This is a genomic window from Pseudomonas sp. zfem001, from assembly GCF_032621725.1.
GTDB classification, from domain to species: Bacteria; Pseudomonadota; Gammaproteobacteria; order Pseudomonadales; family Pseudomonadaceae; genus Aquipseudomonas; species Aquipseudomonas sediminis.
In genome coordinates this window covers 12,399-25,269 of record NZ_JAVYJI010000004.1, presented here as the reverse complement: position 1 = coordinate 25,269, position 12,871 = coordinate 12,399, and the positions used below count along the sequence as shown (strand labels likewise).

Below are 12,871 nucleotides of genomic sequence, written 5' to 3'. Positions count from 1 at the left end.
AATTGCCTTACCAGCTAAAGATTTCCCAGGACGGGATCAGCATGTCCGGATCGTCCGAACGTACGAAGTTGCCGTCGCTGCCATCGGCGCGAACGAGAAAGTAGGGTTTACCGTTCTTCGGGATGACCTTGATGGCGTAGAGGAAGCCATTGACCCGGTATTCCTGAATGGTTCGGTCGCCGTCCTGGCGGATGGTCACATCCGGGTCGCCGGATACCGGATCTTCGGCGTGAGCAGCAAGGGGGACACAGGCCAACAGGCCGACCAGCATCAGGCGATTCAATGTACCCATGGTAATCTTGCTCCTTCGTTGTTCACCGATGCAGCCATTCTACCGCTGCACCCGCCGAAAAGGTTGATCCCGCGCATGAGCCAAGCTCCCCTCGTTCTGGTCGACGGTTCCTCTTATCTGTACCGCGCCTTCCACGCCCTGCCGCCGCTGACCACTTCCAAGGGCATGCCCACCGGAGCGGTGAAGGGCGTGCTGAACATGCTCAAGAGCCTGCGCAAGCAGTACCCGAACAGCCCCTTTGCCGTGGTCTTCGACGCCAAGGGCGGCACCTTCCGCGACGAGCTGTTCGCCGAGTACAAGGCCAATCGGCCATCCATGCCGGACGAATTGCGCGTGCAGGTCGAGCCGCTGCACGCCAGCGTGCGCGCCCTGGGGTTGCCGCTGCTGTGCGTCGAAGGGGTTGAAGCCGATGACGTGATCGGCACCCTGGCGCGGCAAGCGGCCGGGGAAAAGCGCGACGTGGTCATCTCCACTGGTGACAAGGACATGGCGCAGCTGGTCTGCCCGCACGTTACGCTGGTCAACACCATGACGGGAAGCGTCTACGATGCCGATGGCGTAAAGGAGAAATTCGGTGTCGGCCCTGAGCTGATCATCGACTACCTGGCGCTGATGGGCGACAAGGTCGACAACATTCCGGGTGTGCCTGGTGTCGGTGAGAAAACCGCTTTGGGCTTGCTGGTTGGTATCGGCGGCGGCCTCGACGTGCTCTACGCCAACCTCGACAAGGTGCCCGAGCTGCCGATCCGTGGCGCCAAGGGCCTGCCAGCCAAGCTCGAAGAGCACCGCGAGATGGCTTACCTGTCCTATCAGCTGGCGACCATCAAGACCGACGTGCCGCTGAATATCGAGATCGAGTCGCTGCATCCCGGCGAACCGGATCAGGCCGCGCTGGTGGAGCTTTACGGCGAGCTGGAGTTCAAGAACTGGCTGGACGACCTGCTGCGTCAGAACAAGGCGCTGGCGGCCAAGGCTGCTGCGCCGGCTGGCGATCTGTTCGCCGAGCCGACTGGTGAAACCGTTGAGGAAACCGCCGAGCTAGCGCCAGCCAGCAGCGGTGATTACCAGCTGGTACTGGAGCAGGCGCAGTTCGATGCCTGGCTGAAGAAACTGGAGCAGGCAGAACTGATCGCCTTCGACAGCGAGACCACCAGCATTGATGCCCAGCAGGCGCAGTTGGTTGGTCTGTCCTTCGCGGTCAAGGCCGGTGAGGCGGCCTATATCCCGCTGGCGCATTCCTACATGGGCGTGCCGCAGCAGCTCGATCGCGACGCAGTGCTCAAGGCGCTCAAGCCGATCCTCGAAGACCCGGCCAAGGCCAAGGTGGGCCAGCACGCCAAGTACGACATCAACGTCCTGGCCAATGCCAGCACGCCGATCACGGTGCAGGGCGTGGCCTTCGACACCATGCTCGAATCCTACGTACTGGACTCCACCGCCACCCGTCACGACATGGACAGCCTGGCGCTGAAGTACCTGAACCACAGCACCATCCGCTTCGAGGACATCGCCGGCAAGGGCGCCAAGCAGCTGACCTTCGATCAGATCGCCCTGGAGCAGGCCGGCCCGTACGCCGCCGAGGATGCCGACGTGACCTTGCGTCTGCATCAGGAACTGTGGGGACGCCTCGAAGCTGTGCCGTCCCTGGCCAAAGTGCTGCGCGACATCGAAATCCCGCTGGTACCGGTGCTGGCGCGCATCGAGCGCAACGGCGCGCTGGTCGATGCCAAGCTGCTCGGCGAGCAGAGTGTCGAGCTGGGCGAGAAACTGGTGGAGCTGGAGCGCAAGGCGTTCGAGATCGCCGGTGAGGAATTCAACCTCGCCTCGCCCAAGCAACTCGGCGTGATCCTCTACGAAAAACTCGGCTACCCGGTGATCAGCAAGACTGCCAAGGGCCAACCCTCCACCGCCGAAGCGGTGCTGGCAGAACTGGCCGAGCAGGACTTCGAATTGCCCAAGGTGCTGATGCAGTACCGCAGCCTGAGCAAGCTCAAGAGCACCTACACCGACAAGCTGCCGGAGCAGATCAACCCGCGCACCGGGCGTATCCATACCAGCTATCACCAGGCGGTCGCCGCTACTGGCCGCCTGTCCTCCAGCGACCCGAACCTGCAGAACATCCCGATCCGCACCGCCGAAGGCCGGCGCATCCGCCAGGCTTTCGTGGCGCCCAAGGGCTACAAGATGATGGCCGCGGACTACTCGCAGATCGAGTTGCGCATCATGGCCCACCTGGCCAAGGACAAAGGTCTGCTCGATGCCTTCCACCATGATCTGGACGTGCACAGGGCCACTGCTGCCGAGGTTTTTGGTGTGGCACTGGAAGAGGTGAGCAGCGATCAGCGGCGCAAGGCCAAGGCCATCAACTTCGGTCTGATCTACGGCATGAGCGCCTTCGGCCTGGCCAAGCAGATCGACGTCGAACGTAAGGAGGCGCAGGCCTATATCGATCGTTACTTCGCCCGCTATCCCGGCGTGCTGACCTACATGGAAAGCACCCGCGCGCAGGCCGCCGAGCAGGGTTATGTGGAGACAGTTTACGGCCGTCGCCTGTACCTGCCGGAGATCCACGCGCAGAACCAGGCCATGCGCAAGGGCGCCGAGCGCGCGGCGATCAATGCGCCGATGCAGGGCACGGCTGCGGACATCATCAAGCGCGCCATGATCGCCGTGGACAGCTGGTTGCAGGACAGCGGCATCGATGCACGCATCATCATGCAGGTGCACGACGAACTGGTGCTGGAGGTGCGTGAGGAACTGATCGACGAGGTCAGCGCCAAACTCAAGAGCCTGATGAGTGGCGCCGCCGACCTGGATGTACCGCTACTGGTGGAAGTCGGCGTCGGCGCCAATTGGGACGAGGCGCATTGAGGCTCGTCGCCGCGGCATAGAGCCGCGGCCGCTCTAGCTTTTGGGTTTCAGGGAATCAAAAGGCGCTTTCTTATTGCAAATGGTTTTTAAGACGGCGATGAACTTTCTGCAAACCCACCCGGTCAGAGTTCATGAATGGCCGTTAAGCCCTTCAATGCTCCTTTGTTGTGTTAAGTGTTGGCAGACATCTGAACCCCGCCCTAGCGGTTCAGACCTTGAACCCCGAACTTCTCCCTCCCCATACGAAGCTCGGGGTTTTTTTTGCCTATAGAAAAGTGCCGCTAGCCGCATTCTGATGAACCTCTCCCTCCGGGAGAGGTTGGGGCCCGCTCCTGCTGTTCCTTAGTGGGCACCGAATACTCCCTACGATCCAGGTGCGCACAGCGCACCCTACGACTTATTCCTCGGCGCTTTCCTCATCCTCTTCCGGCAACAGATCCAGCCAACCTGCCAGCACCATCTGCGCCTCTTCCACGCCCATGCGCTTAGGCGCCGAGAACAGCTGGATGCTGATGGCCTCGCCCCACTGCTTGTGAATTTCCTGGCGCACCTTGAGCAAGGTGGTCTTCGCTGCGCCGAAAGCCAGTTTGTCGGCCTTGGTTAGCAGGATATGCAGCGGCATGCCACTGGCTACCGACCAGTCCAGCATCATGCAGTCGAACTCGGTCAGCGGATGGCGGATATCCATCATCAACACCAGGCCGCTCAAACTCTCGCGGCTGCCCAGATACGCTTCCAGATGTTTCTGCCAGTGCTGTTTGAGCGGGATCGGTACCTTGGCATAACCGTAGCCGGGCAGGTCGACCAGGCGACGCTCGTCGTCCAGGCGGAAGAAGTTGAGCAACTGCGTGCGTCCCGGTGTTTTCGAGGTGCGTGCCAGGCTGGCGTGGGTAAGGGTGTTGAGCGCGCTCGACTTGCCAGCGTTGGAGCGGCCGGCGAAGGCCACCTCCAGGCCGCTGTCCTCGGGGCACTGGTCGACCTTGGCGGCGCTGATGAGGAAGCTGGCCTGCTGGCACAGACCGATGATGGGATTTTTCGGGAGCATGGGGGTATCCGGTGGGTGCCTCGATTCCTGTTCAGTGGTTCGAGGGCTTGCGACATTTCCGCGCACCTGCTGCGCTCCAGAGGGGGCGGCAGGGGGCGTCGTTTCCGTTTCAGTGTTGCCAGTATATAATGCCGCAGATTTTGTGTGCGCTTTGTCCCACCCGCAGGAATCCAATTGCCGGGAGCGATTCAATCTCTGCTCGATAGAAAGCAGGACGTTCCCAACCCTGATGAGGTTGATCTGATGAAGAAAATGCTGCTTGCTGCTGCCGTTATGATGTTGTCGTTCAACGGCTATGCTGCTCAGGATCCGCAAGCTGTGTATGACCGTTCCTGTGGTGTATGCCACAACGGCCAGATTCCCACGGCGCCCAAGAAGGGCGACAAGGCCGCATGGGAGCCGCGTCTGGCCAAGGGCATGGATACACTGGTGCAGAGCGTTACCAATGGTTTGAATGCCATGCCGCCGCGCGGCCTGTGCATGGACTGCTCGGCCGAGGATTACCAGGCGGTCATCAAACTGATGACCGAGTGAGTAAGCCCGCTCGATAACCCTTTCTCTCTTAGCCGTAATTGGATTAGCTGATGAACAAAGTACTCGTGAGTCTGCTGTTGACCCTGGGCCTCACTGGCGTGGCACAGGCTGCTGGCGATGCCGAAGCCGGTCAGGGCAAAGTCGCTGTCTGTGGTGCCTGTCATGGCGCCGATGGCAACAGCCCTGCACCAAACTTCCCCAAGCTGGCCGGTCAGGGCGAGCGTTACTTGCTCAAGCAGCTGCACGACATCAAGTCCGGTGCCCGTCCGGTGGTCGAAATGACCGGCATGCTGGACAACCTCAGCGAACAGGATATGGCTGACATCGCCGCTTACTTCTCCAGTCAGAAGATGAGCGTTGGTGCCGCCGATCCCAAGTTGGTCGAGCGTGGTGAAGCACTGTTCCGTGGCGGCAAGCTGGAAGAGGGCATGCCATCCTGCATCGGTTGCCATTCGCCCAACGGCGCTGGCCTGGCCGCTGCCGGCTTCCCACACCTGGGCGGCCAGCACGCTCAGTACGTGGCCAAGCAGCTGACTGACTTCCGCGAAGGCAACCGCACCAACGACGGCGACGCGATGATCATGCGCGCCATCGCTGCCAAACTGAGCAACAAGGATATTGAAGCCGTATCCAGCTTCATCCAGGGCCTGCACTGACGGACCATCGTTGCTTTTGGCAAGACAAAGGGTGGCTACGGCCACCCTTTTTCATTTGCGCCGCGGCTACAATGGCCGGAACCTGCCTCGTGTCGTCCGGTCTTACTAGCGATTCGCCACGAGGCGATGCCTACTACCAAGGAGTACCCCATGCGTAACCTGATTCTCGGCGCCGCTCTGGCCCTCAGCAGTCTGTTCGGTATCACTGCTCATGCCGAGCCGGTGGCTGGCCAGCAGTACGTCGAGCTGAAGAGCCCGGTGCCGGTGTCCAAGCCTGGCAAGGTCGAAGTGGTGGAGCTGTTCTGGTACGGCTGCCCGCACTGCTATCAGTTCGAAGCGACTCTCAACCCCTGGGTCGAGAAGCTGCCGGAAGACGTCAACTTCGTCCGCGTGCCGGCGCTGTTCGGTGGTATCTGGAACGTGCATGGTCAGGCGTTCATCACCCTGGAAAGCATGAAGGTCGAGCACAAGGTGCATGACGCCGTGTTCAACGCCATCCACCAGGAGAAGAAGAAGCTGGCTTCGGCCGAAGAGTTTGCCGATTTCGTCGCCACCCAGGGCGTTGATCGTGATGCCTTCCTCAAGACCTTCAACTCCTTCGCCGTCAAAGGCCAGATGGAAAAGGCCAAGAAACTGGCCATGGCCTACCAGATCACTGGCGTACCGGTGATGGTTGTCGGTGGCAAGTATCGCTTCGACCTGGGCTCGGCCGGTGGCCCACAGCAGACCCTGCAGGTCGCTGACCACCTGATCGCCAAGGAGCGCGAGGCGCTTTAAGCGGCCGCAGGCGCGAAGCATGCTGCGCCGCTGGCGAAAGACACGTGCGGTTGGTCTGTGCGATCCACAGATCAACCCGCACTGCTCGCCCGAGAGCGACTGGCCAGCCGACGGCCTGTTGCGTCTGCTCAGTTTCAACGTCCAGGTCGGCATCAATACCCAGCGTTATCATCACTACCTGACCCGTAGCTGGCAGCATCTGTTGCCCCATGCCGGGCGTGCCGGCAACCTGCAGCGCATCGGTGATCTGCTCGCCGACTTCGATCTGGTGGCTTTGCAGGAAGTCGATGGCGGCAGCCTGCGTTCGGGCTACATCAATCAGGTCGAGTACCTTGCCCAGCAGGGGGCCTTTCCCTTCTGGTACCAACAGCTCAATCGCAATCTCGGGCGCTTCGCCCAGCACAGCAACGGTGTGCTCAGCCGTTTGCGTCCCTCTCTGCTGGAAGACCATCCGCTCCCAGGTCCGCCTGGGCGTGGTGCGATCTTCCTGCGTTTGGGCGAAGGTGAGCATGCACTGGGTGTAGTGATGATGCATCTGGCGCTGGGAGCTCGCACCCGAACGCGGCAACTGGCCTACATTCGTGAGCGTGTCAGCGAGTTTCGCCACCTGGTGCTGATGGGCGACATGAACACCCATGCTGTCGACCTGCTGGAGAGCTCCCCGTTGCGCGACCTCGGCCTGATCGCGCCGCAGGTCGAAGCGACCTTCCCCAGCTGGCGACCGCAGCGCTGCCTCGATCATATTCTGATCAGTTCCGAGCTCGAGCTGGGGCGCGTCGATGTACTCAGTCAGCCGATTTCCGATCACCTTCCCGTGGCTGTGGAAATCCGCCTGCCGGAAGCACAGAATGCTGCGCAAATGCCTATGCTGAAGACGCCATCTCCCGAGTAAGCCGTATGAGCGATGACGCGCAACGCTGGAAAGAAAAGTACCTGAGCAGCCTGGAACAGCAGGAGAAGCTCGACCGCCGTTGGGAGTTGCGCCTGGATCTGCTGCGCCGGGGGCTGGTGCGCAGCAGCCTGGCCGCCGAGGGCGCGGACAAGGCGGTCGATCAATGCATGCAGGAAATGCGCGAAATTCTTCGCCGCGACGATATGGACGCTGCATTGGGCGGCCTTATCCCGCGTCTGGAAAAGGCTGTGCTGGATTCCGAGCAGCGCCGTCAGCAGCGTGCCGCAGAGGCTGCGACTGCGTTGGCTGGCTTGATCGAGCAACTACAGCGTCTGCAACCGCCCCGCGAGGTGCGCAAGGCACTCAAATCACTGGGCAAGCAGTTGCAGGATGCCACCGCACACCAGTACCTGCTGCCGGCGCTGCTCAGCCAGCTGAGTAATCTGCAGGGCCAGGCGCTGACCGTTCTGCAGGCTCCGGCGCAGGAACAACCAGGCCTGCTTCAGCGCCTGTTCGGCTCGCGCAGCGAGACCAGCGAAAGCAATGAGGATGCGCCGGACCGTGTTGCTGAGGTCGCTAGCGTTATCGAGGAGCCCGCACCAGAGTCAGCGCCAACGCCAACGCCAACGCCAACGCCAACGCCAACGCCAACGCCAGCATCCGCGCCTGCCACCGTCGCGGTAGCGAACGAGTCGCCTCCCCGTGTTGCCAGAGTGATTAGCGCGCCGGCCCAGCATCAGCTCCACGAGGCTTCGCCCGTGCTCGATAGCCTGCCTCTGCCGCCGGGGCTGGTGCGGCAGGAGGGTGCCGACGACAGCCCGTTTTCATTGCCCAGCAGCGAACCTGGATACAGCGCAGTGGCGCCGCATATCGCCAGCAGTCTGCGTGGCCTGCTCGACGAGCTCGAGCTGCCGGCGCGCCATCTGCCGCAAGGTGACGCGCTGCGCCTGCGACTGGAGGGCAATCTCAACTGGTACGAGCTGGTGCCGGTACTGGATGACCTGGCTGTGCTGGTGCTGGCCGTCACCGATAGCGGCCAGCGTGAGTTCGCGGGCTATCTCAAGCAACTCAATGAGCGCCTGGCGGCCTTCATCGAAACCCTCAGCCAGGCACACGAGGGCTACAGCGCGTCGGCAGAAAGTGCGCGCAACTTCAATCAGCAGTTGCGTGACCAGGTCAGCGACCTGCAGCAAAGCGTGCAGGATGCGGGTGATCTGGAGTCGCTCAAGCAGGCCCTGGAACAGCGCCTGGAGGGGTTGCTGCAGAGCGTCAGCAATCATCAGCGTCAGCGCGATAGCAGTGAGGACGACGTGGCCGAGCGGCTACAGGGCCTGGTCAAGCGTGTCGCCGAGATGGAGCAGGAGGCGCAGCAGTTTCGCGAGCATATCGAGGAACAGCGGCAGAAGTCTTTGCTGGATCCCCTGACCGGGTTGGCCAACCGTGCCGCCTGGAGTGAGCGTCTGGATCTGGAAGTCGCTCGTCGCCAACGCTACGGCGGCCAGTTGTTGTTGGCGGTGCTGGATATCGATCACTTCAAGCGGATCAACGATGGCTATGGTCACCTGGCCGGTGATCGGGTGTTGAAGATCATTGCCGGTGAGCTCAACAAGCGTTTGCGCAAGACCGACTTCATCGCCCGTTTTGGTGGTGAAGAGTTCGTTTTGCTGATTCCTGCAACGCCGCTGGAAGGCGGTGTGCAGCTTCTCGAGACCCTGCGCGCGGCAATCGAGGCCTGCCCGTTCCACTTCAAGGGTGAGCCGGTGACCATCACCTTCTCCGCGGGTATCGCCGAGTTTCGCAATGGCGAGGCCACCGAGGTCACCTTCGAGCGTGCCGATCAGGCGCTTTACCGTGCCAAAGGCACGGGGCGTAACCGGGTCGAACAGGCAGTCTGATCTGTTCGGCCGGAGCCGCGGTAGAGGCCGCGGCTCGCAAAGCGCCGGTCAACCTTCCCTATTACGTCGCTTCTGCCGACTGCTTGCTGGCCGTCGGGGTGTTGCGAGTTCGCGGGGCGTGGTCGCTGTCGTCTTGCAAAGGCACTTCGTTGCCCTGCGCGTCATACAGCTTGCCGTCGACGAAGTGGTCGCCTTCATGCAGCGCGGCAATATCGCGGTAGCGCAGGCTGCGCTCGGTGCCGGCGACGAACACCGACTGCTGATCCGAGTTCCCCGTGGTGAAGTGGTTGAACAGCAGGTTGAGCAGGATTGCCATGATCGCCGACGAGCTGATGCCCGAATGGAAGATGGTTTCGAACCAGGCCGGGAAGTGGTGGTAGAAGCTCGGCATGGCGATGGGGATCATGCCGAAGCCAATCGAGGTGGCGACGATGATCAGGTTCATGTTGTTGCGGTAGTCGACCTTGGCCAGGGTGCGGATGCCGCTGGCAGCCACGGTGCCGAACAGCACGACGCCCGCGCCGCCCAGTACCGCGGTCGGTACGGCGGCGATCAGGCGGCCCATTACCGGTAGCAGGCCGAGGGTGACCAGAATCAGGCCGGCGCTGGCGACCACGTAACGACTCTTCACCCCCGTCACGGCCACCAGGCCGACGTTCTGGGCGAAGGCGCTTTGCGTGAAGGAGCCGAACAGCGGGGCGAACATGCTGGAGATCATGTCAGCACGCAAGCCGTTACCCAGGCGCTTGGAGTCCACCTTGGTGCCGATGATCTCGCCAACGGCGAGGATATCCGCCGAGGTTTCCACCAGGGTCACGATCACCACGATGACCATCGACAGGATGGCGGCCACCTTGAACACCGGCATGCCGAAGTGCAGGGGTTCGGGCATGGCCAGCAGCGGACCGTTCGGGACCTGGGAGAAGTCCGCCATGCCAAAGGCCACGGCAACCAGGGTGCCGATGACCATCGCCAGCAGGATCGACAGGCGCGAGATGCTGGCGCTGCCGACCTTGCTCAGCAGCAGCACGGTGGCCAGGGTGAAGGCAGCCAGGCCGATGTTGGCCATGCTGCCGAAGTCCGCGGCGCTGCTGTTGCCGCCCATGGCCCAGCGCGCGGCCACTGGCATCAGCGTCAGGCCGATGGTGGTGATGACGATACCGGTCACCAGTGGCGGAAAGAACTTGGTGATGCGTGAGAACACGGGCGTGATCAGCAGCCCTATCAGGGACGCGGCTATCACCGAGCCGAGCACCACCGGGATGCCCCCGGCGCCGTCGCTGCCGATGATCGCGATCATGGTCGCCACCCCGGCGAACGAGACGCCCTGCACCAGTGGTAACTGACAGCCGAAGAAAGGCAGGCCGAGGGTTTGCAGCAAAGTAGCCAGGCCGCCGGCGAACAGTGAGGCGGCGATCAACAGGCCGATATCGGCGGGTGACAGTCCGGCAGCCTGGCCAACGATCAGGGGAACCGCAACGATCCCGCCGTACATGGTCAGGACATGCTGCAAGCCGTAAGCAAAGTTTGCGCTGATACCGAGATTCTCGTCCTCAGGACGCTGGGTCACGGGCGCGCTGTTGGGGGTGGAAGTCATTGGGAAAGCTACTCGCTGTTGTTCTTGTCGGGTCAATGTAGACATTTTGTTGTGATCTTGGCTACCACTTTGTATACATTTTTACCGGTGGTAGTTGTCGAGAACTTGGGCGATGGTTTTGGTCACAAAATTTCCTGGCTCGACGAAAGCGCTAGAATATGACTGCTGCGCCGACTCGCGAGGCGACCCCGCAAGGCCCTAGACTATGCGCACTAGCCACCGGAGACGCCCATGGACATCTTCAGCATCGCCGTGCTGATCTTTTTGGTCACCGACCCTTTCGGCAATATCGCCATCTATATCGCCGCACTGAAGAACGTCGAGCCGCGCAGGCGGTTGTGGATTGCCGCGCGCGAGCTGCTGTTCGCCCTCGGCCTGCTGCTGCTGTTCCTCACCTTTGGTGACAAATTCCTCACCAGCCTCGGGCTGTCACGGGAGGCAACCGCGATTGCCGGCGGTATCATCCTGTTCGTCATCGCCATGCGCCTGATCTTTCCAAGCCCGCAGGGCCTGCTCGGCGACGTGCCAGACGGTGAGCCGATGCTGGTGCCGCTGGCCACGCCGGCGGTGGCCGGGCCTTCGGCACTCGCGGTGCTGATGACCCTGCGCAACACTCACACCGGGCCGCTCTGGGAGCTCTACCTCGCGTTGATCCTGGCCTGGGCGGCGACGGCATTCATTCTGTTGCAGGCGTCGTTCCTGCAGCGGTTCCTCGGTAATCGCGGGTTGATGGCGGTGGAACGATTGATGGGCATGCTACTAATCATGCTCAGCGTCGACATGCTGCTGGATAACCTGCAAAGCGTATTCGGTCACGCATGAAGTCTCTCTGCCTTACCCTCGTTCTCGTTTTGCTGGCCGGTTGCACCGGTGGTCTGCGTATCGACGACAGCCATACCGCGACCGGCCAGAACAGCCGCGTGCAATACATCGTGCTGCATTACACCTCCGCTGACCTGCAACGCTCGCTCGACCTGCTGACGCAGACCGAGGTGAGCAGCCATTACCTGATCGGTGATGCACCGCCGACGGTCTACCGCCTGGTGGATGAAAATCGGCGTGCCTGGCATGTCGGCGTCAGTGAGTGGAAGGGGCGCACCTGGCTCAACAGCACCACCATTGGTATCGAACTGGTCAACCAGGGCTACTACCAGACGCCGGCCGGTCGTTACTGGCAACCTTTCGCGCCGCAGCAGATCGATACCCTGATCGTGTTGCTCAAGGACATCGTCAAGCGTCACCAGTTACCGTTGGGCTCGATCATTGCGCACAGTGATGTGGCGCCGCAGCGCAAGGTCGATCCGGGCCCGTTGTTCCCCTGGAAGCGTCTGGCCGACGAGGGCCTGGTGCCCTGGCCGAACGAAGGAGCTGTGGCGCGCCAGCAGGCGTTGTTCAGCACCAGCCTGCCCAGCGTGCAGTGGTTTCAGGAGCAATTGGCGCAGAACGGTTACACGGTGCCGCAGCACGGTGAGCTGGACGAGGCGACGCGCAACGTCATCGCCGCTTTCCAGATGAAGTATCGCCCGGCCAACTATGACGGCCAGCCGGACGCCGAAACCGCCGCGCGCCTGCTGGTGCTCAACCTGCAGGCGGCCGGCTGATCACCGTGGGCCCGGCTGGAAGTCACGCGCGTCGCGCGCCCAGACATCCAGCACGGGTTTGAGGTCGTCAAGGGTCAGCTGGGTACTGCTGTTCTCCAGCGTCAGGCCATGGCCCTTGCGTACCACGCGTAGCATGGGGGCGCTGGTGCGTCCATCGAGCGCCTCCATTTCGATGAAGATCGCACTGTCGCGGTCGCGGGTGCCGGCAGCTGTGGTCGCGGCAGCGAGTACGAGCGCCACGGGAATCACCTCATAGGCCTTGAGCCCCTCGGTCGACACCGTCACGCCAGTGATCGCACTGCGCAGTACCAGGCTGTCCCTGGTCGGTTCGCTGACGACCGTCATGCTGCCCTGCAGCTCACGGATCAGCGCCTGATGCAGGTAGTCGCGGACGTTTTCCAGTGTCTGCGCACTGACCTGATCGCTCGGTGCAGGCTGCGGGTAGAAGCTTGGCTTCTCTACGTAAACCGTCCTGTAGCGCGCGTTGTTGAATTGCGGCGAGATCCAGCGCAGCACTGGCGCGCCAGTGGCCGAGGTAGCGGGCTGAAGCTGGGAATAATCAACGAGGTAGCCCGAGAACTGCGCGGGTGTGGTGGTCTGACTGGCGCAGCCGCCCAGTAGCAAACCCGTGAGCAGAGCCAGGCAAAGCAAGGGGAGGTAACGCATCGGCAGGCGCTCCTGTTCAGTGGCCTGCCATCAGCCTAGATGCCG

Annotated in this window: 12 protein-coding genes; 8 read left to right on the top strand and 4 right to left on the bottom strand. The window is 62.1% G+C overall.

Translation table 11 applies throughout. The annotated features are described in order from the left end of the window. Window positions 1-7: 7 nt before the first annotated feature. Window positions 8-292, bottom strand: coding sequence for a DUF2782 domain-containing protein (locus RTH74_RS14450; RefSeq protein WP_017676416.1), 285 nt, complete (start codon window positions 290-292; stop codon window positions 8-10). Between the two features lie 75 nt (window positions 293-367). Here RTH74_RS14450 and polA point away from each other — a divergent pair, with 75 nt between their 5' ends. Continuing rightward, window positions 368-3,163 (top strand): DNA polymerase I, encoded by a 2,796-nt coding sequence (polA, locus tag RTH74_RS14445; protein ID WP_316915102.1) that lies wholly within the window; start codon window positions 368-370, stop codon window positions 3,161-3,163. A gap of 397 nt (window positions 3,164-3,560) precedes the next feature. Here polA and yihA read toward each other — a convergent pair whose 3' ends face one another. Then, window positions 3,561-4,208 (bottom strand): ribosome biogenesis GTP-binding protein YihA/YsxC, encoded by a 648-nt coding sequence (gene yihA, locus RTH74_RS14440; protein WP_017676418.1) that lies wholly within the window; start codon window positions 4,206-4,208, stop codon window positions 3,561-3,563. Window positions 4,209-4,451: 243 nt separating this feature from the next. On the opposite strand from yihA, the gene RTH74_RS14435 reads away from it, so the two are divergent. The 5 genes from RTH74_RS14435 to RTH74_RS14415 all read left to right on the top strand — a co-directional run bounded on the left by RTH74_RS14435 (window position 4,452) and on the right by RTH74_RS14415 (window position 8,962). Beyond that, the gene (locus RTH74_RS14435) at window positions 4,452-4,742 is read left to right on the top strand and encodes a c-type cytochrome (protein ID WP_017676419.1); all 291 of its coding nucleotides are present in this window, start codon (window positions 4,452-4,454) and stop codon (window positions 4,740-4,742) included. Window positions 4,743-4,792: 50 nt separating this feature from the next. After that, window positions 4,793-5,398: a c-type cytochrome gene (locus RTH74_RS14430; RefSeq protein ID WP_017676420.1), complete on the top strand. Its 606-nt coding sequence runs from the start codon at window positions 4,793-4,795 to the stop codon at window positions 5,396-5,398. A gap of 150 nt (window positions 5,399-5,548) precedes the next feature. Further along, entirely contained in the window at window positions 5,549-6,175 is a 627-nt protein-coding gene (locus tag RTH74_RS14425; RefSeq protein WP_017676421.1) for a thiol:disulfide interchange protein DsbA/DsbL, read from the top strand. A 19-nt stretch (window positions 6,176-6,194) separates the two neighbouring features. Continuing rightward, window positions 6,195-7,067, top strand: coding sequence for an endonuclease/exonuclease/phosphatase family protein (locus RTH74_RS14420; protein ID WP_017676422.1), 873 nt, complete (start codon window positions 6,195-6,197; stop codon window positions 7,065-7,067). A 5-nt stretch (window positions 7,068-7,072) separates the two neighbouring features. Continuing rightward, window positions 7,073-8,962, top strand: coding sequence for a diguanylate cyclase (locus RTH74_RS14415; RefSeq protein WP_316915101.1), 1,890 nt, complete (start codon window positions 7,073-7,075; stop codon window positions 8,960-8,962). Window positions 8,963-9,023: 61 nt separating this feature from the next. On the opposite strand, the gene RTH74_RS14410 is transcribed toward RTH74_RS14415, so the two are convergent. Then, window positions 9,024-10,559: a nucleobase:cation symporter-2 family protein gene (locus RTH74_RS14410; protein WP_316915100.1), complete on the bottom strand. Its 1,536-nt coding sequence runs from the start codon at window positions 10,557-10,559 to the stop codon at window positions 9,024-9,026. Between the two features lie 231 nt (window positions 10,560-10,790). Between RTH74_RS14410 and RTH74_RS14405 the strand changes: the two genes are divergently transcribed. Beyond that, on the top strand, window positions 10,791-11,381 hold the full coding sequence (locus RTH74_RS14405) for a MarC family protein (RefSeq protein WP_037001645.1): 591 nt from the start codon (window positions 10,791-10,793) through the stop codon (window positions 11,379-11,381). After that, on the top strand, window positions 11,378-12,160 hold the full coding sequence (locus RTH74_RS14400; RefSeq protein WP_316915099.1) for an N-acetylmuramoyl-L-alanine amidase: 783 nt from the start codon (window positions 11,378-11,380) through the stop codon (window positions 12,158-12,160). The genes RTH74_RS14405 and RTH74_RS14400 overlap by 4 nt, the downstream gene beginning before the upstream one ends. Here RTH74_RS14400 and RTH74_RS14395 read toward each other — a convergent pair whose 3' ends face one another. Then, window positions 12,161-12,826 (bottom strand): DUF3313 domain-containing protein, encoded by a 666-nt coding sequence (locus RTH74_RS14395; RefSeq protein WP_316915098.1) that lies wholly within the window; start codon window positions 12,824-12,826, stop codon window positions 12,161-12,163. Window positions 12,827-12,871 lie beyond the last annotated feature (45 nt).

Excerpts from the sequence above, each read along its gene's own strand:
- RTH74_RS14425 (WP_017676421.1), top strand. The coding sequence starts at position 5,549 with ATGCGTAACCTGATTCTCGGCGCCGCTCTGGCCCTCAGCAGTCTGTTC.
- RTH74_RS14420 (WP_017676422.1), top strand. The coding sequence starts at position 6,195 with ATGCTGCGCCGCTGGCGAAAGACACGTGCGGTTGGTCTGTGCGATCCA.
- RTH74_RS14415 (WP_316915101.1), top strand. The coding sequence starts at position 7,073 with ATGAGCGATGACGCGCAACGCTGGAAAGAAAAGTACCTGAGCAGCCTG.
- RTH74_RS14435 (WP_017676419.1), top strand. The coding sequence starts at position 4,452 with ATGAAGAAAATGCTGCTTGCTGCTGCCGTTATGATGTTGTCGTTCAAC.
- polA (WP_316915102.1), top strand. The coding sequence starts at position 368 with ATGAGCCAAGCTCCCCTCGTTCTGGTCGACGGTTCCTCTTATCTGTAC.
- RTH74_RS14430 (WP_017676420.1), top strand. The coding sequence starts at position 4,793 with ATGAACAAAGTACTCGTGAGTCTGCTGTTGACCCTGGGCCTCACTGGC.
- RTH74_RS14410 (WP_316915100.1), bottom strand. The coding sequence starts at position 10,559 with ATGACTTCCACCCCCAACAGCGCGCCCGTGACCCAGCGTCCTGAGGAC.
- RTH74_RS14405 (WP_037001645.1), top strand. The coding sequence starts at position 10,791 with ATGGACATCTTCAGCATCGCCGTGCTGATCTTTTTGGTCACCGACCCT.
- RTH74_RS14450 (WP_017676416.1), bottom strand. The coding sequence starts at position 292 with ATGGGTACATTGAATCGCCTGATGCTGGTCGGCCTGTTGGCCTGTGTC.
- RTH74_RS14400 (WP_316915099.1), top strand. The coding sequence starts at position 11,378 with ATGAAGTCTCTCTGCCTTACCCTCGTTCTCGTTTTGCTGGCCGGTTGC.
- RTH74_RS14395 (WP_316915098.1), bottom strand. The coding sequence starts at position 12,826 with ATGCGTTACCTCCCCTTGCTTTGCCTGGCTCTGCTCACGGGTTTGCTA.
- yihA (WP_017676418.1), bottom strand. The coding sequence starts at position 4,208 with ATGCTCCCGAAAAATCCCATCATCGGTCTGTGCCAGCAGGCCAGCTTC.